Source organism: Mycoplana azooxidifex, assembly GCF_014196765.1.
Classification (GTDB): Bacteria; Pseudomonadota; Alphaproteobacteria; order Rhizobiales; family Rhizobiaceae; genus Mycoplana; species Mycoplana azooxidifex.
The window spans coordinates 415,531-438,292 of record NZ_JACIEE010000007.1 but is presented as its reverse complement, the minus strand read 5'-3'; the positions used below and the strand labels follow the sequence as shown (position 1 = coordinate 438,292).

The 22,762-nt window shown below is 61.7% G+C and carries 17 protein-coding genes and 3 pseudogenes; 7 read left to right on the top strand and 13 right to left on the bottom strand.

Features of this window, described 5'->3' with window-relative positions; genetic code table 11:
* Positions 1 to 48: 48 nt before the first annotated feature.
* From GGQ64_RS18700 to GGQ64_RS18655, 10 genes and pseudogenes are all read right to left on the bottom strand, one after another.
* Positions 49 to 606 (bottom strand): annotated as a pseudogene (locus GGQ64_RS18700) (PfkB family carbohydrate kinase); the annotation flags it as partial.
* Positions 607 to 838: 232 nt separating this feature from the next.
* Entirely contained in the window at positions 839 to 2,539 is a 1,701-nt protein-coding gene (dld, locus tag GGQ64_RS18695; RefSeq protein ID WP_183806808.1) for a D-lactate dehydrogenase, read from the bottom strand.
* Between the two features lie 85 nt (positions 2,540 to 2,624).
* Complete coding sequence (locus tag GGQ64_RS18690; protein ID WP_210300315.1) at positions 2,625 to 3,626, bottom strand: ABC transporter permease; 1,002 nt, start codon at positions 3,624 to 3,626, stop codon at positions 2,625 to 2,627.
* A gap of 26 nt (positions 3,627 to 3,652) precedes the next feature.
* The gene (locus GGQ64_RS18685; protein ID WP_183806807.1) at positions 3,653 to 5,194 is read right to left on the bottom strand and encodes a sugar ABC transporter ATP-binding protein; all 1,542 of its coding nucleotides are present in this window, start codon (positions 5,192 to 5,194) and stop codon (positions 3,653 to 3,655) included.
* A gap of 93 nt (positions 5,195 to 5,287) precedes the next feature.
* Positions 5,288 to 6,352 (bottom strand): sugar ABC transporter substrate-binding protein, encoded by a 1,065-nt coding sequence (locus GGQ64_RS18680; protein ID WP_183806806.1) that lies wholly within the window; start codon positions 6,350 to 6,352, stop codon positions 5,288 to 5,290.
* Positions 6,353 to 6,571: 219 nt separating this feature from the next.
* A complete protein-coding gene (gene rpiA / locus GGQ64_RS18675) occupies positions 6,572 to 7,276 on the bottom strand; it encodes a ribose 5-phosphate isomerase A (RefSeq protein WP_183806805.1) in 705 nt (234 codons plus the stop codon).
* A gap of 63 nt (positions 7,277 to 7,339) precedes the next feature.
* Positions 7,340 to 8,179 (bottom strand): MurR/RpiR family transcriptional regulator, encoded by an 840-nt coding sequence (locus tag GGQ64_RS18670; RefSeq protein ID WP_183806804.1) that lies wholly within the window; start codon positions 8,177 to 8,179, stop codon positions 7,340 to 7,342.
* The gene (locus GGQ64_RS18665; protein WP_183806803.1) at positions 8,176 to 8,871 is read right to left on the bottom strand and encodes an HAD-IA family hydrolase; all 696 of its coding nucleotides are present in this window, start codon (positions 8,869 to 8,871) and stop codon (positions 8,176 to 8,178) included. Before GGQ64_RS18665 ends, GGQ64_RS18670 begins: the two co-directional genes overlap by 4 nt.
* 38 nt (positions 8,872 to 8,909) lie before the next feature.
* A complete protein-coding gene (xylB, locus tag GGQ64_RS18660; RefSeq protein WP_183806802.1) occupies positions 8,910 to 10,430 on the bottom strand; it encodes a xylulokinase in 1,521 nt (506 codons plus the stop codon).
* Between the two features lie 3 nt (positions 10,431 to 10,433).
* On the bottom strand, positions 10,434 to 11,903 hold the full coding sequence (locus GGQ64_RS18655) for an aldehyde dehydrogenase family protein (RefSeq protein ID WP_183806801.1): 1,470 nt from the start codon (positions 11,901 to 11,903) through the stop codon (positions 10,434 to 10,436).
* Positions 11,904 to 12,191: 288 nt separating this feature from the next.
* Here GGQ64_RS18655 and GGQ64_RS18650 point away from each other — a divergent pair, with 288 nt between their 5' ends.
* The 3 genes from GGQ64_RS18650 (at position 12,192) to GGQ64_RS28115 (ending at position 14,486) form a co-directional block, all read left to right on the top strand.
* Complete coding sequence (locus GGQ64_RS18650) at positions 12,192 to 13,337, top strand: fumarylacetoacetate hydrolase family protein (RefSeq protein WP_183806800.1); 1,146 nt, start codon at positions 12,192 to 12,194, stop codon at positions 13,335 to 13,337.
* 118 nt (positions 13,338 to 13,455) lie between these two features.
* The gene (locus GGQ64_RS18645; RefSeq protein ID WP_183806799.1) at positions 13,456 to 14,208 is read left to right on the top strand and encodes an SDR family NAD(P)-dependent oxidoreductase; all 753 of its coding nucleotides are present in this window, start codon (positions 13,456 to 13,458) and stop codon (positions 14,206 to 14,208) included.
* A gap of 8 nt (positions 14,209 to 14,216) precedes the next feature.
* Positions 14,217 to 14,486, top strand: a complete 270-nt coding sequence (locus GGQ64_RS28115; protein WP_183806798.1) for a hypothetical protein — start codon at positions 14,217 to 14,219, stop codon at positions 14,484 to 14,486.
* Between the two features lie 375 nt (positions 14,487 to 14,861).
* Here the strand turns inward: GGQ64_RS28115 and GGQ64_RS18635 are convergent, their stop codons facing one another.
* A complete protein-coding gene (locus tag GGQ64_RS18635; RefSeq protein WP_183806797.1) occupies positions 14,862 to 16,664 on the bottom strand; it encodes an NAD(P)/FAD-dependent oxidoreductase in 1,803 nt (600 codons plus the stop codon).
* Between the two features lie 198 nt (positions 16,665 to 16,862).
* The gene (locus GGQ64_RS18630; protein WP_183806796.1) at positions 16,863 to 18,752 is read right to left on the bottom strand and encodes a sigma-54-dependent Fis family transcriptional regulator; all 1,890 of its coding nucleotides are present in this window, start codon (positions 18,750 to 18,752) and stop codon (positions 16,863 to 16,865) included.
* 271 nt (positions 18,753 to 19,023) lie between these two features.
* Here GGQ64_RS18630 and GGQ64_RS18625 point away from each other — a divergent pair.
* The 3 genes and pseudogenes from GGQ64_RS18625 to GGQ64_RS18615 form a co-directional block, all read left to right on the top strand.
* Positions 19,024 to 19,175: pseudogene (locus GGQ64_RS18625) on the top strand (IS1595 family transposase); the annotation flags it as partial.
* Between the two features lie 164 nt (positions 19,176 to 19,339).
* Positions 19,340 to 19,870, top strand: coding sequence for an RNA polymerase sigma factor (locus GGQ64_RS18620; protein ID WP_246422754.1), 531 nt, complete (start codon positions 19,340 to 19,342; stop codon positions 19,868 to 19,870).
* Positions 19,867 to 20,643 (top strand): anti-sigma factor family protein, encoded by a 777-nt coding sequence (locus GGQ64_RS18615; RefSeq protein WP_183806794.1) that lies wholly within the window; start codon positions 19,867 to 19,869, stop codon positions 20,641 to 20,643. The genes GGQ64_RS18620 and GGQ64_RS18615 overlap by 4 nt, the downstream gene beginning before the upstream one ends.
* A 12-nt stretch (positions 20,644 to 20,655) precedes the next feature.
* On the opposite strand, the pseudogene GGQ64_RS18610 reads toward GGQ64_RS18615, so the two are convergent.
* Positions 20,656 to 21,094, bottom strand: a pseudogene (locus GGQ64_RS18610) (transposase); the annotation flags it as partial.
* A 273-nt stretch (positions 21,095 to 21,367) separates the two neighbouring features.
* Here GGQ64_RS18610 and GGQ64_RS18605 point away from each other — a divergent pair.
* Complete coding sequence (locus GGQ64_RS18605) at positions 21,368 to 22,759, top strand: YncE family protein (RefSeq protein ID WP_183806793.1); 1,392 nt, start codon at positions 21,368 to 21,370, stop codon at positions 22,757 to 22,759.
* Positions 22,760 to 22,762 lie beyond the last annotated feature (3 nt).

The following is a 22,762-nucleotide window of genomic DNA, read 5'->3' as shown; positions in this document are numbered from 1 at the left end:
ACACGCGCACCAGACTACGCTCCGCCAATGTGACCACCCGATCCTCAATCACGATGCAGATCCCTCCATCCCATCGACTCTGCCAGCCTCGGGAATGGCCGTTTGGGCCCCCTTGGCGAGGCAGGCGAGCGAGCCCGCGACAGCCGCGCGCCGCATCGCCGCCTCGAGGTCGAGGTCCTGTTCGAGGCTGCCTGCGAGATAACCGCAGAACGTGTCTCCGGCGCCGACCGTGTCGACAGGCTCGATCTTGAGGCTTTTCGCCTGAATGATCTCGCCATCGTGGATCGCGATCGCGCCATCGGCCCCCAGCGTCAAAACGAAGGTTTGACCGCGCTCCCGATGCAGGCGCAGCAAAGCATCGCGGCGTTGGCTCGCATCATCGAGCTTTGATCCGACGAGCAACTCGAACTCGGTTTCGTTGCACACCACGATATCGGCCAACGCAGCCAATCGCGGGACGTCCGCCGTGAACGGCGCGGTATTGAAGATCGTCACGACACCTTTTTCGCGCGCGGCTTTCATGGCGTAGCCGACAGTGTCGGCCGGGACCTCCATCTGCAGCATGAGGATGTCGCCCGCCGTCATGGCCGCGATAGCGTCATCAGCCATCTTACGCAAACGACGCGTCAGTCAATGAGGCGTATGGTGCAGCCAAGCGTGACGTTATGCTGGCCGTCGAGCACCGACCCCACAAGCGTCTCAAATTCTCATCTGCCGCTGTGACAGCGAGAGAGGACGTTGCAAGGTTTCCGATCAACAGGAAGTCTGCAGCGCTACATCTCCGGGATGCTCGCCAGACGGCCTCCGGCGCAGGGATGCCCCGATTGCGCAATCTGGATCAACGGAAATAGCCCGCCTCCTTCCAGTCGAGATTGAGTGAAGTCTTGCCGATACCCGGATTGAAGGAATTGGTGGGGTCGAGTTCCCGATAGAAATCCCTTAGGCTGTCTGCCGCCTCGTAGAGATGACCGACATTGTGCTCGGCCGGATACTCGGCTCCGCGCGCCTTCAACAGCGAAAGGATCGCGTCCTTCACCGCCTCGCAATCTTCTCCTTTCTTGACCAGGTATTCCTGGTGCAGGACGTGGCAGAAGAAGTGGCCGCAATACATGGTGAAGTCGATTTTCTCGGTGATTTCCGGCGGCAGCTTCTCGAACCAGTCGAGTGTGCTGCGCGGCAGCGCGATGTCGAGCGCGACGATGTCCTCGACCGTCTTCGGATTGACCGCGCGATAGCGCACGATCGCCCCGCCGACTGCAAACCGGTTGAGAAACGCGGCCTGCCCTTCCTTCTCGGTACATTCGAAATAGCCGCCATGCTGCGACGGAAAGCGGGATTCCAGGTAGGCGCGCGCTTCGTCGATTCCCCCATCGCCCATCTTCAGCAACAAATGGTGCTCGTAGGCGTCGCGAAAGCGGTTCAGGCGTTGCGGAAGATGATTGGGCCAGAGATCCGAGAGGAATTGCAGAATCCGGTCGCTCACAGCCCCCCCCAGGCGCAGCTTCTCGCAGATTCCGTCAAAGCGGCTTTTCAAGGCGAAGGCGAGCGGAACCTTGTCCGTGCCGAAAGCCTGGATGAACAGGAACAGGTCCTTGCCATGGCGCTTGCTTGCATCGAAGGCGGAACGGTGCATGTACTCGCCGGCAATCGGAAGGTTCTCGAAGCTGCCCAGAATGTCGCGCCTGATGGTTTCGAGTTCGGCAGGATCGTTGCTGCCGATGTAGAAGACTTGCGTATTGTCGTCGGCCGCAAAGGTGTCGAGCCTCAAGGCGAAGACCGCGATCTTTCCTGCAGAGCCCGACGCCTCGTAGAGGCGCCGCGGATCGGCGTTGAAGCGCGCAGGCGTGCTTGCCGAAATGTCGCGTACGTGATGGCAGTATTCGTGGTCGGAAGCCTGGAGATGCGGCGATGGAGCGATATCGGAATCGGCAACCCTGCCCTCGTCCAGCCTACCCAGGATTTCCTCGGGCGTGTCGCCCAGGTCAATGCCCAGATTGTTCACGAGCTTGAGTTCGCCGGCCGCATCAATCCTGGCAAACAGGGCGAATTGGGTAAATGCAGGACCGCGCCGGATCAGCGAGCCGCCGGAATTGTTGCAGACGCCGCCGGTCACCGAGGCGCCGATGCAGCTCGACCCGATGACGGAATGGGGCTCGCGTCCGACCGGGCGCAAAGCCTTCTCGAGCTGGTCAAGCGTGACACCCGGCTGCGATACGACTTGCACGCCCCCTTTCAGGAGATCGAGCCGGCGAAGACGCAGGGTATTGATGACGACGACGGGTCGGTCATACCCATCCGCAACCGGCGTCGAGCCGCCGGTCAGGCCCGTATTGGCCGCCTGGAGGATAACGACCGTCCCTGCCCTGTGGCACGCCTGAAGCACGCGCCACATCTCCACGAGCGTGCCCGGCTGGACGACCGCGAGCGCATCCCCGCCTCCGTAGCGGTAGCCCTGGCGGAACCTCCTCGTTTCGGTATCGCCTGTCAAAACATGACGCCGGCCGGCGACGGCGCGGAGCTGATCGAGGAAGTCGTTCATGGATTCCGGTTCTGATTGCGCATCGTGCCGGCCGCGGCCACCCTTTGAAAAGGGACAGGAACGGTCGTCATTGACGACGGAAATGTCAGGCGAAGTAGCGTACACGGATAGCGTCGATCGCCACGGCGATAAAGATCATGAAGCCGCCGATCATGCCGACATAGAACGAAGGCACGTTGGTGATCGCCAGACCGACCTGGATGACCGTCAGCAGGAGCACGCCGCCGAGAATGCCGACGACGTTGCCGCGCCCCCCGAACACGCTCACGCCGCCGATGATCGGTGCCGCGATGGCGTAGAGCAGGTAGCTTGAGCCCTGGTTCGAGGTAATTGCCATCTGCCAGGACGCGAGCAGGAAGCCGGCGACACCTGCCAGGAAGCCGGCGATCGTATAGGTGATGATCTTGACGCGATCGACGCGAATGCCTGCCGAGTTCGACGCGAGCGGATTGCCGCCGACGGCATAGATCGAACGGCCGAGAACGGTCATCTTCAACAAGATGCCGACCAACCCGAGCGCAAGAACCAGGATAAGCGGCATCACGGGCCATCCGTCGATGCTTGCCTGACCGATCCAGACATAGCCGTCCGAGAGGTTGGTCAGCGTCTTGCCCTGCGTCAACGCAAGCAGCGCGCCCTGCAGGATGATCATCATCGACAGGGTCTGGATCAGCGACACCATGCGCAATTTGGTGATGCAAAGGCCGTTGAAGAAGCCGATCAACGTGGCGACGCCGACCCCCACGAGCATGGCCAGGAACCACGGCATGCCCCAGTCCGAATACGCAAGCGCACCGATGGCCGACGAGAAGCCGAGATTTGCAGGGATCGACAGATCGATTTCAGCCACGAGCAAGGGCAATGCGACGGCAAGACCGAGCATGCCCAGAACCGTCGCCTGAACCATGATGTTCTGCATGTTCATGACAGTCAGGAAGAACTCGTTGAACATGCCGAAGCCGAGGATAAGCGCCACAAGCCATATCCAGACCACGTTATGCAAAATCCAGCCGACTACCTTGTGCATCCCCACATTCGTCTGGCCGGTCGTTTCCTTCGGTGCGGTCGTCGTCATCACAGTGCTCATTTTTTCGTTCCTCCACCGATCCTCGATCACGCCTGTGCGAGGCGGCGCAGGTTCTCGGTTGCTATGTCGTCGCCGGTAACGGCCTCATGGATGGCACCGTGCCGGAACACGCAGACGCGGTCCACGGCGCGAACCAGCTCATCAGTATCGGTCGATACGATGATGACGCTGACGCCGGTCTTGCTGAGGCCGTCGATGATGCGCAGCACGTCCTGCTTGACGCCGACGTCGATGCCACGGGTCGGCTCGTCGAGGATCAGCAGCCGCGGCTCCGTGGCAAGGACGCGTCCCAGGCATACTTTCTGCTGATTGCCGCCGCTCAGCGTGTTCACGACGGCTTCGGCGTTTGGCGCCCTTATACCCATGCTTGCGAAGTAGCCATCGCAAAGGCTCGCCTCCTGGCCGCGCTGGACAAAGCCGAATGACGCGCGGCGGCCGAGGGAGGACAACGCGATGTTTTCTGCAATGGAAAGATGGCCCACCACACCGTCCTTGCGCCGGTCGTCCGACAGATAGGCGATCCCCCTGTCGAATGCGGCCTGTGGATGACGGGGCAGGCTTTGCCCCGCGTCGCCGGCAAAGCCGATGGTGCCGGATCTCGCTGCATTCAGCCCGAAAATGGCCCTGGCAAGCTCCTTGGCGCCTGCGCCGGGCAGCCCGGTGAAGCCGACGATCTCACCCCTCCTGATATCGAGTTCGTCCAGGTCGACATGATGCGCAACGACATTGCGCAGGCTGACGGCAACCGGTTCGCTGGCGAAAGTTCGCCGCTCCCGCTGGAACAGGACGAGGCCGCGCCCGAGAACAAGTTCCGAAAGCTGCTCGGAGGTCAGCGACGCGACGTCCTCGCTGCCACCGGCCAGCGAGCCGTCGCGCAAGACCGAGACGGCATCGCAGATTTCGAGGATCTCGTCGTTGTAGTGGGAAATGAAGATGAACGTGACGCCGTCGTTCTTCAGTTGCCGCATAAAATCGAAAAGCTGGCGGCGATCAGGAACCGTCAAGGCCGCGGTCGGTTCGTCCAGGATGATGACCTTGCCGCCGGAGAACATGGCGCGCAGGATGTTCAGCTTGCGGCGCGCGACGGCGTTGAGCCTGCCTGCATTCACATCGGGGTCTATGCCGGACCCCTTGAGCATCCGCGCCGCATCCGCCTTGAGCCTGCCCCAGCGCACGAATCCGCCGCTGGACGGCCAGATGCCGAGCATGAGGTTTTCGGCGGCAGAGATGTGATCGATGATCATCGGCTCCTGCGTCACCAGGAACACGCCTGCCTCCTCCATGGCGCGGACGTCGGCGTTTGCCACTTCCTTGCCGTCCAGGTAGATGGCACCGCTGCTCGGCGTTCTCTGCCCGGATATGATCCCGACCAGGGTGCTTTTGCCGGCTCCGTTCTCGCCAAGCAGACCATGGATGCTGCCACGGCGGATGTTCAGGCTGACGGACCGCAGAGCATAGAAGGCGCCGTAGCTCTTGCTGACGTTCTCGACGCGCAGGGCGAAATCGGTACCGGAGCCTACATCGGTAATTGCGTCTGTCGCTTCATGTTTCATCGTCTGGCCGGTCATTGCGACTGTGCTCCTCCCTTGTCCCGTCGACGGCTGAAAACGCCGTTGCTGCCCGGCCGCCATGTACTGGCGGCCGGGCAGACATCACCTCGGTCAGGTGTAGGGAACGCCCCACTCCTGCTCGGCGACGTAGCCCCAGTGACGCTTGTCGGAAGCGTTGTCGCCGTTGATGATGAAAGGAGGGATGATGAGGGTTGGCCCGGTGGCACCCTCGACGATCTCGCCCTTCTCCCAGAAGTACTTCTTGTTCTCATAGGCGCCGAGCGGCACCGCCTCGCCTTTCATGGAGTGCTTTTCGAGCATCTCGACGGCAATTTCGCCGTAGGCGATCGGATCCTGCGAAACGCAGGCATCCATGTAGCCTTCCTGAAGCAGCTTCACGGCGACCGGTTCGCCGTCGATCGTCACGAAAATCACGTGACCTTCCTCGCCCGCCTTCTTCCAGCGGCCCTTCTGCTGGAGGGCGGTGGCGATGCCGCGCGCCGGCGAGTCGCTGGGGGCATGGACCGCATCCAGGTCCGGGTGCTCCGACAGCGTCGCGAGCGTGACCGAAAGCATCTGGTCGAGCTGACCTTCGGTCGGACGGCTGATATAGGTGATATCCGGGTGCTTGGCGAATTCCTCGTCCATACCTTCCTTGCGCTGCCGCCACGCGACGCTTGCCAGTGCGCCATAGCAATTCAGCACCTTGCCGCGGGGACTGCCGTACTTCTTGGTCAGGCGATCGATGATCTCGCGGGCGGCCATGACGCCGCCAAGATGGTTGTCGAAGCTGACGGTGATGGCGACGTCGCCGCCATCGGCCGGCGTGTCGATGATCGCAACCGGAATTTTCTTCTGGTTGTAGCGGCGGATCGCGCTGACGATCGCCTGGCTGTCGATCGGATCCGCGACCAGCCCCACGGGCTGCGACAGCATTAGGCTCTGCCACTGTTCGAGCTGCTTGGTATTGTCGAAGTTGGCGTTGGTCGACTGGAACGACCATTTGCGGCCCTCGACGGCGCGCTTGACCGCCTCTTCCTCGATGACGAAGAAGTAGTAGTCGAGGCTCTTGTTGCTGAACGGCAGGAACATTCGGTCCTGCGCAAACGCCGCGCGGCCGGTGGCAGCGCTCACTCCCAATGCAAGGCCGCCAGCCAGCACCTGACGCCGGTTCATTCTGAATTCATTACCCATCCTAACCTCCCTAGGTATCGTATATAGTTTCACTACATTTGACGCTCAAATGTCAAGCCACTTCCGCCCGGAAGCCAAAAACTTTGTCGGAAGACATCGCTTCCTGGCTCAAATATGGGTGGAATACCTGCATCAGGGTGCAGAAATGCCGCTGATTCAATCAGCATTCACGCGCCGCGCAGAATTGAAGTTTTACTACATTTATCGCATTTTGACGTAGGAGCTGCCATCGAAGCATCCGACGACCATTCCGGCGGATTCGCGTGTGAAAAGGCCGTTTTCCACCACCCCCGGTATCCGGTTCAGCTCGATCTCAAGCGGCGCCGGCTCGACAATTGCGCTACATTTGCAGTCCAGAATGAAATTGCCGCTGTCGGTCACCACAGGCTGGCCGTCGCGCATGCGGCGATAGATGCTTGCCTCGATACGGTGTTCTTCCAGCACGCGCGCCACCATCCGCTCCGTCTGCTTCCAGGCAAACTGGACGACCTCGACCGGCAGCGGAAATGCGCCGAGCCTGTCGACGATCTTCGTCTCGTCGCAAACCGTGATCATCTGCCTGGACGCGTGCGCGATGATCTTTTCCCACAGCAGGCAGGCACCGCCGCCCTTGATCATGTTGAACTGCCGATCGATCTCGTCCGGACCGTCCACCGTCAAATCCAGTTCGCCGATGTCGTTCGGGTCGGTGATCGCAATCCCGACCTCGCGCGCGACGTCGATCGTCGAACGGGACGTCGTCGTGCATGTCAGCTTCATGCCGTTGGCAACATGCTTGCCGAGCTCGCGGACGAAGAAGTGCGAGGTCGTGCCCGACCCCAGGCCGAGCTTCATGCCGTCACGCACGAACTCCTGGATGACCCTGCGGCCCGCGATTTTCTTGGCTTCATTTTGCTGTTCGGACATTTCTCTTCCTTGGTGATGGCCCGGAGCTGCGAAGAACAGCGCCGCTTGTCTGGTAAGTGGGGGTCAAATCTTGTCCGTCAGCCACGAATCCAGCGCCGGCAGTTGATCGGGGAACTCACTGCCGCTGGAGACGGCAATCGCGGTAACAAGCATGTTGATGACGAGGTGATGGTTCAGGCGGGAGGCGAGCGGCGTCAACAGCTCCGTCTGGTCGTAGGGAAGCACCGCGATCAGCGCGTCCGTCACGCGGGCCAGAGGACTCTCCGCCGCGGTGACCGACACGACACGCGCCCCGCCGGCGCGCGCCGCAATCGCAAGCTCGACCATCTGCTTCGTGTGGCCCGACTGGGAAAAGATCAGGGCAACCTCGCTGGGACGCGCGCTTTCGGCATGCATCCACTGCTTGTTCCTGCCAAGGATCGCAGCGCAGCGCATGTCGAGGCGCTGGAACTTGTGCTCCGCGTCGATGGCAGTCACCTCCGATATGCCGCTCGCGTAGATCCCGGTCCACGTTGCGTCACGCAACAGCAGGGCGGCGCTCTCGATTTGCTGGGGAATGAGGTCTTCCAGGGCCCGCTGGATGGCATTCAGGGAATTGCGGCACGTTTTGCGCACAATGTTGTCGATGCCGTCATTCGGAACGATCTGCTCATAGGCAAAGGGCGCAGAGGGAACCAGGCTCTGGGCGAGCTTCAGCTTGAAATCCTGGTAGCCCTCATAGCCGAACCGGCGGCAGAAACGCATGATCGTCGGATCGCTGACGGAGCATGTTTCGGCAAGCTTCGCCATGCTCATGTGAATGACCTCGCCGGGGGACGCATTCACGAAGGTCGCGATGCGTTGCTCGGCACCGCCCATACTGTCCATTTCCTGGAATATCCGCTGCAGCAGGCTGATGGTCATGCGGTCGCCCCCCTGACGGTCGTACCCTGCTCCGTGGACGGCGGACCGTATGCCATGAGATCGGAGATCCGGGTCAGCCGCTGCTCGGGCCCGACATCGACATCGCCGCCGCCACCCCAAGGCACGACGAAGAAGGTCGCCCTTGTGGCTTCCGCAGTAGCCTTATCGACATTCGTATCGCCGACATAGGCCCAGCTTCCGTCAGCCAGGCCCATTCGGTCGGCAACGGCGAGAAGGTGTCCCGGATCAGGCTTGCACGCGGGAACGGCATCCGCCCCCAGCGCAACCTCGATGATCCCGTCGAGTTCGAGGATCTGGAGGATCTGCTGGGTGAGGGCATGCGGCTTGTTCGTGCAGATGCCAAGTCGAAAACCGGCGTCCCGAAGGCTTTGCAGGTCCTCCCGGACATGGCTGAAGAATCGCGTCCTGCTGGCCGGATCGCGCTGGTAGTTTTCGATGTAGCCCTTGACCGCCGCATCGACGGTCGCGTCATCCGAAGGAAGACCCTGGTCGATCAGGATATCCTGCAGCAGGCGGCGCGGCCCGTTGCCGATGAACGTCTCGACATAGCTCACATCGAGTTCCGGCCAGCCCTGGGATGCCATGTAGACATTGACGGCGGCGGCGATGTCCGGGGCACTGTCGATCAGCGTGCCGTCGAGATCAAAGATCAAAGCCGAATAGTGTTTCATGGGCTGCCCCGTCCTCGGATTGGTCCGGATGTCATTGTTCAGTCGGCGAATGCAGGATCCGCCAACGCGGAGAAGCTGTCGGAAAGCGCGGGGTAGAGGCCGCGGTAGATGTGATGCGCCTTGCGGTAGACATCGCGAACGGAGCCGTCCGCGTGCTGTCGCGTGAGCGCCTTCAACGTACCGGAGGCCGCCGTGGCGTCGGACCAGGCGCCGATGCCAACGCCTGCAACCAGAGCAGCGCCGAACGCCGCCCCTTCGGCGGCACCCTCGGTCGTTACGACATCGCAATCGAACATGTCGGCCTGGATCTGGCGCCACAGGCTGGATTTCGCCCCGCCGCCGGACGCCTTGATCACCCTGCCCTCGATTCCCATCAGCGTCATCAGCGCATGGATGTCATGGAAAGCGTGCACGACACCTTCCATGACGCTTCGCCCCACGTCGCCCAGCGTGTGCCGGGCGGTCAAGCCGACAAAGGCGCCCCGTGCAGTCGGATCGGGGTGCGGGCAACGCTCCCCGTTCAGATAAGGCAGGAAGAGCAGCCCCCGTGCGCCAGCAGGGCTTGAGGCTGCTGCATCGCAGATCGCATCGAATGTAAGCTCCTCGTCGCGACCGGCCCCCGCGAGGACCGAACGGAACCAGCCCATCGCACCGCCGGCGTTCAACGAGACACCCATTGCGTGCCATTTCGAGGGCGAGACGTTGCAGAACATCTGGATGCGCCCATCCGGGCTCGGCGTCGGCGCATCGAGCGCCGCGGCGAGGATGCCTGCGGTTCCGATCGTGGTTTGCAGCTCGCCGGGTGCGATGACGCCGGATCCGATCGTCTGGATGACGCTGTCACCACCGCCGCCGACGACGGGAACACCGGCAGGCAAGCCGAACAGCGAGGCACCCGCGGCACTGACGCGACCGGAAATCTCATGCGATTCATGGCACGCCGGCAGCAGCGACGGATCGATGTCGAGCGTCTCAATCAGTTCGGACGCCCATACGCGGCGCTTGACGTCGAAAAGACCGGTGCCCGATGCATCGGACACCTCCGTCGCCAGTTCTCCGGTGAGTACGAAGCGAAGATAGTCCTTGGGGTTGAGGACGTGCCGCAAGCGTCCGAACAGATCCGTTTCCTGGTTGCGCATCCATGCGATCTTGCCGCCCGTGTAGCCGACGAGCATCCGGTTGCCGGTTCGGCCGATAAGTGCTTCCAGTCCGCCTGCCTTCTCTGTGATCTCCGCAACTTCGGCGGCGTTCCGCTGGTCGTTCCAGAGAATGGCGGGGCGCAGGACATTCTTGTCTTTGTCGAGCGGGGTCAGTCCGTGCATCTGGCCGGACAGTCCGATGCAGACAAGCTCGACGTCACGGCGCTGCGCCATGACCTGGCCGACAGCCTTGCGCGTGCCCTCGATCCAGAGCGCCGGATCCTGCTCCGTCCAGCCGGCATGCGGCTGGGAGAACCCGTAGGTTGCCGTGCTCGTCGCCAGAACGTCGCCGTCCACCGACAGCAGGAGCGCCTTGCAACCCGAGGTACCGATGTCGATGCCCAGAAGAGCGGACGTCATGGCTCAGACCCCGACGCCGTGATAGAGGCGGACATGCTTGAAATTGAAGTATTCAAGCAGGCCCTCGCGGCCATGTTCATAGCCGATACCGCTCTGCTTGCGTCCGCCATAGGGCGCATTCATGATGCCGGCATCGACATTGTTGATCGCGACGTTGCCATAGTCGAGTTCGGCCGAAAGCTGATAGATCTCCTGCAAATCTCGGGCATAGACATAGGACGCAAGGCCGTAAGGCGTGTCGTTTGCAAGCGCTACCGCCTCCTCCAGCGTATCGAAGGGCGCGACGCCGACGAGGGGACCGAAGGTTTCTTCGCCCATGACCTTCATCTCATGCGTGCAGTCGGCAACGATGGTCGGCCTGAAGAAGAAGCCCCTGGCGAATTCCTCGCCTTCCGGCGCCTTGCCGCCGGCAAGAAGACGAGCACCCTTTTCCCGCGCGTCGGCGAGATGTTCGCGCGTTTTCGCCAGCGGATCGGCGGAAGCCATCGATCCGATATCCGCCGCCGGATTCGACAGGCCGTCGCCGATCGTCAAGGCATCGGCGGCCCTTGCAAATTTCTCGATAAATGCCTCGTAAAGCGGGCGCGCCACGTAGATGCGATTGATGGCAATGCAGATCTGCCCCATGTTGCGGAAGGAACGGCGCGTCGCCCCTTTCACCGCCGCGTCGATATCGGCGCTCGCGGTAACCACCAGCGGGCAGTTCCCACCGAGTTCGAGAGACAGGCGCTTGACGCTCGGGCAGGAGCGCTGGATATGCAGGCCAACGGCGCTAGAACCCGTGAACGCGATCTTGTCCACGCCCGGATGCTCGACAAGCGCCTGACCGACGATCGAGCCCTTGCCGGTGAGCACATTGACGACGCCTGCCGGAATGCCGGCCTCTTTCACTTTTTCAGCGATCGCAAGGGCGGTGAAGGGTGTCAGTTCAGCCGGCTTGACGATGATGGTGCAGCCGGCTGCAACGCTGGCGCAAAGCTTCCAGCCGACAAGTTCCGCAGGATAGTTCCAGGGTGTGATCGCTCCGACGACCCCGATCGGCTCGCGAATGACCTGGCTCTGATAGCCGTTCTGGTCGTTCGGCACGATCTCGCCTAGAACACGCACGGCCTCTTCGCCGTAGAAATGGCAGGCTTCCGCAAGCTTGAGGATTTCGCCTTTCGCCTCGTTGAGCGGCTTGCCCTGCTCGCTCGTCATGATATGCGCCATGCGCGCTGCATCGCCGGCGATCAGGTCGCCAAGCCTGTGCAACGCCTGGGCCCGCACTTTCGCCGGCACGCGAGACCATGTCCGGAAAGCCAACCGCGCGCTATCGACGGCTCGCTCGATCTCGTCGGGCGTCGTCGCAGCAATCTGCCCGATGACTTCCCCGCGCGCCGGGTTCACGACATCAATGCGCGCCCCGCGCCCATCGACGAACTCGCCACCAATGAACAACTTGCCACTGATTTGCGACAGCGCAACCTCAGTCATATACCCCTCCGCATGCTTACCGGTAACTGAAATCCATACTCGCGACCGACGAAAATATAGCATAACTACATACGATCAGATTGGCAATTCGCACATTGGCAAAAACTGGAAGATTCCACGGAAATTAAATTTATGTATATAAAGCAATATATTAATTAAAGCGGAGACAACCTAGGCCGCAGAAATGAGGATGCCTCCTGATGCGATTTAAAATGACTCCACCCTTTTGCGCTTGACGAAAAGCCGGTCCATTAAATAGTTTAACTACTTAAGAAGTGGAGGAGACACATGCTTCCTGAACACCATGAAAAAGCACGCCTCGTGGGACGCGTCTGGCGCGCCGACCTCAATGCCCCGTCGGTCGTCATCGTTCGCGGCGGCACCGTTCTGGACGTCACCGAAGCCGTCAAATCCGTAGCAGATTTCCTCGACCACGATCCAGCCGGTCGCTTCGACAGCCTGACGGGTGATACCCTTGGCAAGCCTGAGGACTTCGTCTTGCCGCCAGAGGACACCGGTTATGGGGCCACGCGCCACTGCCTGCTGGCGCCGTGCGACTTCCAGGCGTTGAAGGCCTGCGGCGTGACGTTCGCCAAGAGCATGATCGAGCGCGTCATCGACGAACGCACGCTTGGCGACCCCGTCAAGGCCGATGAAATCCGCAAGCGCATCGGCGATCTGATCGGCGGCAGCCTGTCGAACGTCCGGGCCGGTTCCGCGCAGGCTGCACAGGTCAAGGCCGCGCTGGAAAGAGACGGGCTCTGGTCCCAGTATCTCGAGGTGGGCATCGGACCCGACGCCGAGGTTTTCACTAAGTCGCAGCCCATGTCGTCCGTCGGCCATGGCGCCCAGGTGGGCGTCAACAAGATTTCGAAATGGAACAATCCCGAGCCGGAAGTCGTCCTGGCCGTCGACAGCAGCGGCAACATTCGCGGTGCGAGCCTTGGCAATGACGTCAACCTGCGCGATGTCGAGGGCCGCTCGGCCCTGCTGCTCGGCAAGGCGAAGGACAATAACGCGTCCTGCGCCATCGGCCCGTTCATCCGTCTTTTCGACGACGCCTTCACGCTGGAAGACATTGAAAACGCCGCGCTGACCATGTCCGTCAGAGGCAGGGACGGCTTCGAGATGTCCGGCCGCTCCAACATGGCGGAGATCAGCCGCAAGCCGGCGGAACTCGTGGCGCAGACCATCAACGCAAGCCACCAGTATCCGGACGGCTTCATGCTGTTTCTCGGCACCATGTTCGCTCCCACCCAGGATCGGGCGGAGAAGGGCAGCGGCTTCACGCACAAGGAAGGCGACGTGGTGGAAATCTCCACGCCGCTTCTCGGCACCCTGCGCAATGTCGTGACCACGTCGGACAGGGCGCGGCCATGGACTTATGGCGTCCGTTCGCTGATGCGCGACATGGCACGACGCGGGCTGCTTTGAGCACAAAGCCTCTGGCGCTCGCGACAAGTGGCTTTGCCGGGTACCCGAGGGCACATCCATCAGGTGCCGGCATCCAGCCATTCCCTGAAATCAAGAAAATCGAATCGAGTGAGACAAGATGACCTATCGTTCGAAAATGGACCTGACTGGACGATTGGCCCTGGTGACGGGCGCCGGACAGGGGATCGGGGCGGCCTGCGCCCATGCGCTGGCGGAAACGGGCGCCGAGGTCATCTGCACGGATGTCGACCTCAGCCGCGCCGAAAACACGGCAAAGGCCATCGGCGGCTCGGCCAGGGCGCGACAGCTCGACGTGACGAACAGCAAGCAGCTCAATGCGCTGGCAGGCGAACTGGCTCCGTTGGACATCCTCGTGTGCAATGCCGGCATCGTCAGCAATGTTCCGGCCGAAGACATGACCGACGAGCAGTGGGACCGCGTCATCGAAGTCAACCTCAGCGGCGTCTTCCGGACGTGCCGCGCCTTCGGGCGGCGAATGCTTGAAAACGGCCGGGGCTCGATCATCAACATCGGCTCGATGTCGGCGGATATCGTCAACGTGCCGCAGCCGCAATGCCACTACAACGCCTCGAAAGCGGGCGTTCACCACCTGACGCGGTCGCTTGCTGTCGAATGGGCAAAACGCGGCGTGCGGGTCAACGCCGTCGCGCCCACCTATATCGAGACACCGCTGCTGCATGGCCTGGAAAGCCAGACCGGCCTGGTCGATCGCTGGCTCGACATGACGCCCGCTGGCCGCCTGGGCAAGCCTGACGAGATCGCATCGATCGTCCAGTTCCTCGCCTCGGATGCCTCAAGCCTGATGACGGGCTCGATCGTGAGCGCGGATGCAGGCTATACGAGCATATAGGTGACAGCATGCCCATCGCACTGGTGCTTGAGAAAGAGGGCGAACTCTCGCTGCGCGAGATTGACTTCGATCTGACCGGGCTGCTCGACCATCCGCCGTTCGCGGTCGAGCAGTTCCAGTTCGACGAGCCGGGCATAGGAAGCGAACATGTCGACGCCTTCGGCGGCGCATTGCCGGCGTTTCTTCTGGTCGATCAGCGGCAGGTAATGCAGCGGATCGAAGATCACGTCTTCTTGCTCGTAGCTGCGGGCACCAAATCCAGCAGTTGGCGCAACTAGCCGTGCAGGTCGTCGCCGGATCGATCACAAGCGCTCCTTCCTTCGCGCTCAACACCAGGTCACTGTGCCCGGCTAGGCCGGGACCTGTGGTGTGGTGGTAGAGCCTGCTTTGATCTGCTCCAGCCGCCGGGAAACGGCAGCTGCGAAGCTTCCGTTGAGCCACCGGTCCTATCCCTAACTAATTTCGCCGCATCGGAAATATCAAGTTGATGCCGAGGCGGCTTTTTGCATTCCAGCAGTTAGCTGCCAAGTGACGGATGCGTCGCACCCTACGAGCCATTTCCCAGCCGGCTCGCCGGGAAAAGGTCACCAACGGTGTTGGGTAAGCTCGGCCGCCAGATTGCCCAGTTCTCCGGCGGCCAGGCTCGCAGTGCATCAACCGAGCTGATGCCGTTCCTGCAGGCCGTAGACCGGCGTTGCGATCCCCTCCTTTCGCGCCTTCAGTTGCAGCGCCAGGTATTGCGAGTAGTGTCGCGATTGGTGCAGGTTGCCGCCGTGGAACCACAGCGCCTGCTGCTGTGTCGGCTTCCACATGTTGCGCTGCTCACCTTCCCAGGGCCCGGGATCCTTCGGCGTATTCGAGCCCAGCCCCCAGCATTTGCCCACCTTGTCGGCGACCTCTTTTGAAATCAGGTCGGCGGCCCAGCCATTCATCGAGCCGTAGCCGGTCGCGTAGACGACGAGTTCGGCCGGCAGCGCCGTCCCATCCTTCAGGACCACGGCATCTCCCGTCAGGTGGTCGACGTCGGAGCCGGATTTCAGCTTGATCGAGCCATCGATGATGAGGTCGCAGGCCCCCACGTCGATGTAGTAGCCCGAGCCGCGGCGGAGATACTTCATGAAGAGGCCGGAGCCGTCCGCTCCCCAGTCGAGCATGAAGCCGGCTTTCTCCAGCGCCTCATAGAAGGCGGCATCGCGTTCGCGCATCTTCTCATAGAGCGGAATCTGGAACTCGTGCATGATCTTGTAGGGGAGCGAAGCGAAAATCAGGTCGGCCTTGCGCGTCGTCATGCCTGCCGCCACGGCCCGCTCGGAGTAGAGGTCGCCGAGCCCGATGTCCATCAGCGTGTCGGAGCGGACGATATGCGTCGAGGAGCGTTGGACCATGGTGACGTCGGCCCCGGCCTCCCACAGTGCAGCACAGATGTCGTGTGCCGAATTGTTGGACCCGATGACCACGACCTTCTTGTCCTTATAGGCGTCCGGGCCTGGATGCTGCGACGAATGCTGTTGCTCGCCCTTGAACCGGTCTTGTCCCCGGAACTTCGGAATACTAGCCTTGCCTGACATTCCGGTCGCCAGCACCAGTTGTTTCGGCCGGAGCACCACTTCCTTGCCGTCGCGCTCGACGACGACCGTCCATTCCTCCTTCACCTCGTCGTATGAGGCGGACTTGCAGGCGGTCGAACTCCAGTAGTTGAGCTCCATGACCTTGGTATACATTTCCAGCCAGTCGCCGATCTTGTCCTTCGGCGCAAAGACCGGCCAGTTCTCCGGGAACGGAATGTAGGGGAGATGGTCGTACCAGACGGGGTCGTGCAGGCAGAGCGATTTGTAGCGCTTGCGCCAGCTGTCTCCCGGCCGTTCGTTCTTCTCGATGATGATCGTCGGCACGCCGAGCTGGCGCAGGCGGGCGCCGAGCGCGATGCCGCCCTGCCCGCCGCCGATGACTACCACATAGGGCTGCGTGGCATAACCGAGTTCCGACGTCTCCTGCTCGCGCTTTTCCTTCCAGGTCCTGCGTGCCTTGCCATGCCCATGCTCGGCGCCGGGGAGGCGGCGGTTCCCCTTGGGTTCCTCATGTCCCTTCAGTTCGGTCATGGTAGTGAGAAGCGTCCAGATGAGACCGTTCTTCAAGCGAATATGGCCGTAGCCGCGCCCGACGTCGGTCTCAAACTCGAACCAGCCCTGGGTGACGCCGTCGTCGTCGCTGGCAAGTTCGGTCGTATCCTGATGGAAGTGGCACGGCTTGATGGCGGCCAATTGTCTTGTCAGCATGTCGCGGATCTGGTCCCGGCCCTCCATTGTCTTGAGGTTCCAGGAGAAAGAAACGAGGTCGCGCCAGTAGCAATCCGCCTGGAACAGATTCACCGCGGCGTCTACGTCGCCCGTCTCCAGTGCCTTGCCCAGTTTTGCGAGCACATTGTCAACCTTCGTGCTGAGGCTGTCGTCAAGCATGTGATCTCCTCCATCTTGCTTGCATCGATCGATGGGGCCTGCTGGAACTCCTCCTCCAGCGGTCCGCCAACAACAAACGCAGCAAGCGGCGTGCCACGGCGACAGCGCAGGAAAACGCAGCAATTTCAAAGGAAAAATCAATTTAGGCTGTTGCACGGGCTGGAAAAGTGCCACGCCTGTGGTGCCACAGCCGTGGCATCAGTGCTTGGGCGCAATCCCGAAGCGCCTGATCTGGCGATGCACGGTGGAGCGGTCGACGCCGAGCTGGCGAGCCGCCTCCGAGACGTTCCAGTTGCAGGCGGAAAGCAGCCGCCGCAGTTCGCCGCCGGTGTCGTCGGCCATGTGAGCGCCAGAAGGCGCACCGGGCAGGGTTTCCGGCAGATCGGAGGGCTCAATGACGTCGCCCTCGCTGAGGGCAACCGCGACGGCCAGAACGTTGTCGAGTTCGCGGATGTTACCCGGCCAATCATGGCGTTTGAGCAGGTCGAGCGCAAGCGACGATAGCACCGGCACTTTTCCATCCTTAGCGTGCCGCTCGAGGACGCGGGCGATGATCCATTCGAAATCCGTCCGTTCGCGCAGTGGCGGCAACGCGAGTGTTGCGGCATTGAGCCGATAGAACAGGTCCTGCCGGAACCGTCCCTCCGCGACGAGTTCGTGCAGCGGCCGGTGGGAGGCCGACACGATGCGGATGTTGACGGGGCGCGGCTCATGGCCGCCGATTGGCAGCACTTCCTTCTCGGCGAGAACGCGCAGGAGTCGGCTCTGCAAGGCAAGCGGCATGTCACCGATCTCGTCGAGGAAGAGCGTTCCGCGCTCGGCCTGTTCGACGAGACCTTTGCGCCCCCTCGCCGATGCGCCTGTAAAGGCACCAGGCATGTAACCGAACAACTCGCTTTCTATCAGTTGCTCGGGGATGGCCGCACAGTTGATCGCGACGAAGCCGCCCGTCAGGCCGCTGCCCTCATGGATCGCGCGCGCGAGGTGCTCCTTGCCCGATCCGGTTTCCCCCTGGATCAGCACCGGCAGCGCCGTACGTGCGAGCTTGGCAACTTTCGCCTGCAAGGCGACGATCTCCGGGGTGTCACCGCCGAGCCGACGGATCGCCTGGGGGATCTCGCCGTGCACCCAGGCGGAGGCGCGACGCTGGATCTGCGGTTCGATCGCATGCGCAAACAGCGCGTTGCCGTCTCGGGCGAAGACCAGCCGGTCCTGCGTCGGTCGGCGCCGTGTCAACTCGGACAGGCCATCGACCTCGAGGTTCAGAAACTTCGACACGGGCTGACCGATCAGGCTTGCCGGCGTGCGCCAGTCCGCGCCGCCCGCCCGGGCGAGGATCTGCGCCCCTCCATGCGTCATGCCGATGATGCGGCCGCCGCCATCGATCGAGATCGCCGCCTCGGGATCGACATCCAGGAATTCCGGCGAACGCGAGAAGCGCAAAACCCATTCGTGGCGTGTCTGCGCCATCAGGTTCGCGAGTTCGATCCGCCGTACCGTGGCACCGACGAGATGGCGTGCCAGGCTCTGGCTGGCCTTGAGGATCGGCGAACTCAGCAGGGAGATGTCGAGCACGGCCGCAAGTTCGCCCGTCGTGTCGTAGATCGGAGCGGCCGTACAGGAGAGCGGCGTATGCGTGTTGTCGAAATGATCGGTCTGGTGGATTGTCAACGCCTCGCCGGTTTCGATGCAGGCGCCGACCGCGCAGGTTCCCGCTCGGCTCTCCGACCATTCGGAGCCGAGATAGAGCCCCGCCTTGCGCAGATTGTTGTCGAACAGCGGATCGCCGAGAAACTCTACCGTGACGCCCTTGCGATCGGAGAGAAGCAGAACGTAGTTCTGCCCGGCCACCTGGTGGAACAGATGCTCCAGCCCCGATCGGGCGATCCTTATCAGATCCTCGGATCGTTGCCGGTGCTCCCGCAATCGCGCTTCAGGCAGGATGAAGGCTTCGCAGGCATGGGTGGGATCGAGACGATGCTGGTCGAGACAGCGCAGCCACGATTGCACGACCATGTCGTCGCGGCCGGTGACCAGCCCCCGGCTGACCCGTTCAATCTCACGGATATGCTCCGAATGCGAGAACATGCAGCTTCAAGGCCGCGTTTGGCGCGTCCCCTCCTCCATTCCTCCGCGCGAATAGTTAACTTATCGGGGTTCGATGTAAAGCCGCGGCGTCGCCGCCGGTCGTTCACGCCCGGCCGGAACGGCAAGCGCCGTCGAAGAGGAGCGAGTGAGGAAACGCCACGTCAGCCTGGGAGGATCAGAAGAATCCGAGCGGCGCCCAGCCCAAAACGGTGTCGAAACGTCTCTCATGCTGGCCTCAACGTCCCGTGGCAACCCCTTAGTCGCCGTTCCCGGCAGTCGCCGTGCGCGACCAGGTCCTTACCAATACCCAATCGGTGACTGCCGCTTCCAGTTCACGGTGCCGACACAAACACGCCCCTGCATGCCACCAAGCCTCCGTTGCGCACGTGGCTCAAGTCGATGTCGCTGTTGCTACAGTCGGATATTCCTGCTTGCCTGAAACAACATTACCGGTGATCTGAGGAGGCGGTTCACAAAAATCACCATGCTATGGAATAAATTCAGCCTCGCGGCGTCTGATGTCTCATACACTCAAAGCCGGGCGCGTCCGGGCAGGCGGTAGGAGTTTTCTCCTCCAGGTTTGTGAGATGACACAGGACATGGTGAAGCTGATAGAGCCGATTGTTCCCGCGCTCCGTCGCTATGCACGCGCATTGCTCAAGGATCGGTCCGCCGCCGATGATCTGGTTCAGGATTGTCTCGAGCGAGCAATCGAGCACTGGCACCAACGGCGCAAGGACGGGAATCCGCGAGCCTGGATCTTTGCCATCCTGCATAACCTGGCCATGAGTCGGCTCCGGCGCTCGGGGCGAACCCCTACGCATGTCGCTCTGGACGACGCGCATAACGAAAGCCTCTCGGTCGCGGCGCGCCAGGAGGATCACTTACAATACCGCGACCTTCTCCATGCCATCGATCTCCTGCCGGAGGACCAGCGCACGGTCCTTCTGCTCGTCACGGTCGAGGACCTGTCCTACGCCGATACGGCCCAGGCTCTGAACATTCCGATCGGAACCGTCATGTCCCGCCTGTCACGCGCCCGTGAACGTTTGCTCAAGCTGATGTCCGGGGATGCCCAGCCACAGTCGGACCACCCCCATCTTCGGAGCGTAAAATGAGTACGAGCCCCATAACAGAAGACGATCTCAACGCTTTCGTCGATAATGCCCTCGATCCGACACGCCACGCCGAGGTGATCATCTATCTGGATTCCCATCCGCCAATCGCAAGCAGGGTCGCAGCCTACCGCAAACAGCGCGAACACCTGCGCAACGCACTCGCGCCGATCGCTGAGGAGCCGCTGCCGCCGGAGCTGAATCTGGCGCGTCTCGTTGCAGACCAACATCGGCCGCGCTCGACCCCGAAATGGGCTATGGCTGCAGCGGTGCTTCTTCTATCGGTCGGAGGAATCGTCGGCTGGACGCTGCGCGACATGGACTTGCGTTCGTCCACTGGCCTTGAATTGGTAGCGCAACAGGCGGCCAACAGCTACAGGGCCTATGCCGCTGATGGGTATCGCCCCGTTGAGGTTCGCGCCGAGGACCGCGCTGTGCTTGCGCAATGGACGGCGCGGCAGCTTGGAAGAACGGTTGCGATCCCAGACCTGACGGTTTCAGGCTTCCGCTTCATGGGTGGGCGCGTCGTACCGACCGATCAGGGACCGGCCGCGATGTTCATGTATGACGACGACAAGGGTATACGCCTTGTCATGCTTGCCCGCCCGATGTGGGCAGATAGCGACTTGCCGATGTCTCCGTATTCGAACAGCGAGATAAACGGCTATGCGTGGTTCGACGATGGGCTCGGCTACAGTCTGGTGGGACCGGTCGAGGCCGCAAGACTCCATCCGACTGCCGACGAGGTACGGCGTCAACTGAGAAACAGCGTCTAGAGCGCGTCCTGCTTAATCCGGTTTATATCCAGCAACCTTGCAGTCGTTGGCACATTCGGCTGGCGAGAACTGGTCGAGAACGGTGGCGACGGCGTCCCACAAAGCTGTGGTGGGTGCGCTTGGCCTTGGCACGCAGAAGTGTCTTGAGTTTTGAGAAGGCGTTTTCGATCGGGTTGAAGTCGCGGCTGTAGGGGCGACAGGTAAAGCAGGCGTGCACCGGCGTTCCGATGGCATCACGGGCGCCGGCGATCTTGCGGGCAGGCAAATTGTCCATCACGACGATGTCGCCTGTCGACACGCCGGCCCTGCAGCGCTGACCGCGCGGCGCTCTTTCCAGCAGACGCGCCATCTTGGCCGACAGCCTCGTCTCGTCGATGAAGACGAGGCGCGTCGGATCGAGATCGGGCTGACCGTCGAACCGAGCACGCCGACGTTTTAGGATGTGGGGCCGTCCTGCACCCGCCGATCATCAACCCGAGGAACGCCGCGAGGCCTGTCGGGCGGCGACAGAGTCGACATCCGGGATCAGTGACTCGTAACGACGAGGCGTGACAGAGCCCTCTCCCCGTGAGGAAGCTTTTTCCGCCGACGACAAGCGAAAAACACCAAGCGACTTTCTGAGGTTACGCCCTAAACACACAGCCTCATCACGCCTTCGTGACTACACCGGTCGGAATAATCATGTGCGCGGTTGGTCTTACCGGCGACGAGGAAAGGAACCCAAATGACTACTGACCCGACCAATCATATCACGCGCCGTACCGTCCTTCAGGTTGCCGGCGCCGTCGCCGCTGCAGCCATTGCTCCCACATTCGGCGTCGCCCATGCTGCCTCGACCGCAGGTCCACAGCCAGGCGACCGCGTTTTTCTGACCAATGAGGACTCAAACACACTGACGGCTATTGACCCGGTGCGCGACGAGGTTATCGGCACCGTCAACCTGACCAGCTTTGACGAGGATCCACGCCCTCCCTTCCGCTTCGTGACAGGAGGTGTCACCCCCGCACATGGCGAAATGATACAGAAGCCGTTGTATCACGGTGCGATTTCGATCCACGGATGCGTACCCTCTCCGGACTCCCGGATTTTCGCAACGTGCGGACGCGGTACGAGCAATCTCTATCTCGTCGATACGACGACATTGAAGGTCATCGGCAATCGCGCAAATCCGCAAGCGAGTGACAAGACGAGTCCGGAAATCCTGACTTCTGGCGTGCTGGTGGGCCGCGAGCCGCACGAACCGATCTTCACACGCAATGGCAAGGAGATCTGGGTCGCGGTGCGGGGTGAAGACCGGATAGCAGTCGTCGACGTGGCAAAGGCACGAGCGGAATCGTCGGGAGACCTTCCTCGTGGCTCCTCGGTTCGCGGTTTCATCCCAACCCTGATCGGACCGGCTATGGTATGGTTCTCGGCCAAGGGGGAAACGGCGTTTGTGATCTCGCAAAAACTCCCCTGCATTGAGGTCCTGAGCGTCAGATACGATGCGAACGGGTTCTCTTCCGTCGAACACAAAGCAACAATCGACACTTCGAAGGAAGATAAGTTCGGCTTCGCGCCGTTCGTCAAGCTCGCACCCAACGGCGAAGAATTCTGGATCTCCCAGAAGCTTGCCGATGCCGTATCGGTTTACAGCGCGTCGGAGAACCATGGGCTGCGCGATTATATCAAGCTCGGCGAAAGGGCACGGCCCAATCATGTCGAGTTCGTAAGCAACGAACGCGCCAGCGTGGCCTATGTCACATTTGCTCGCGTCGACGATGACGGTCCGGACGGTGTTGCCTCCAGCCGGATCGCAATTGTCGATCGTTCGGTCAAGCCAGGCAAGCGTCAAGTCGTCGGTGATTTCTTCAGCCATGGACGAGAGGCGCACGGCATCTGGACCGATCCGTCCAACACCAAGCTTTACGTCGCACACGAACTTGATGCGCTCCCTGGCACGCCGAACGCCGGGCAAACGGTTTGCACCGTCTTCGATGTCGCCGACCCGTTCAAACCACGCTTCATTCGCCAGATCCCTCTGGGATCACTGGACCTGCCATCTGGAAAATTGCGCAACAAGAAATCTATCAATCTTGTCTATGTTCGCCCCGGCTCTCCGAGCGAAACTGCTTGAGGA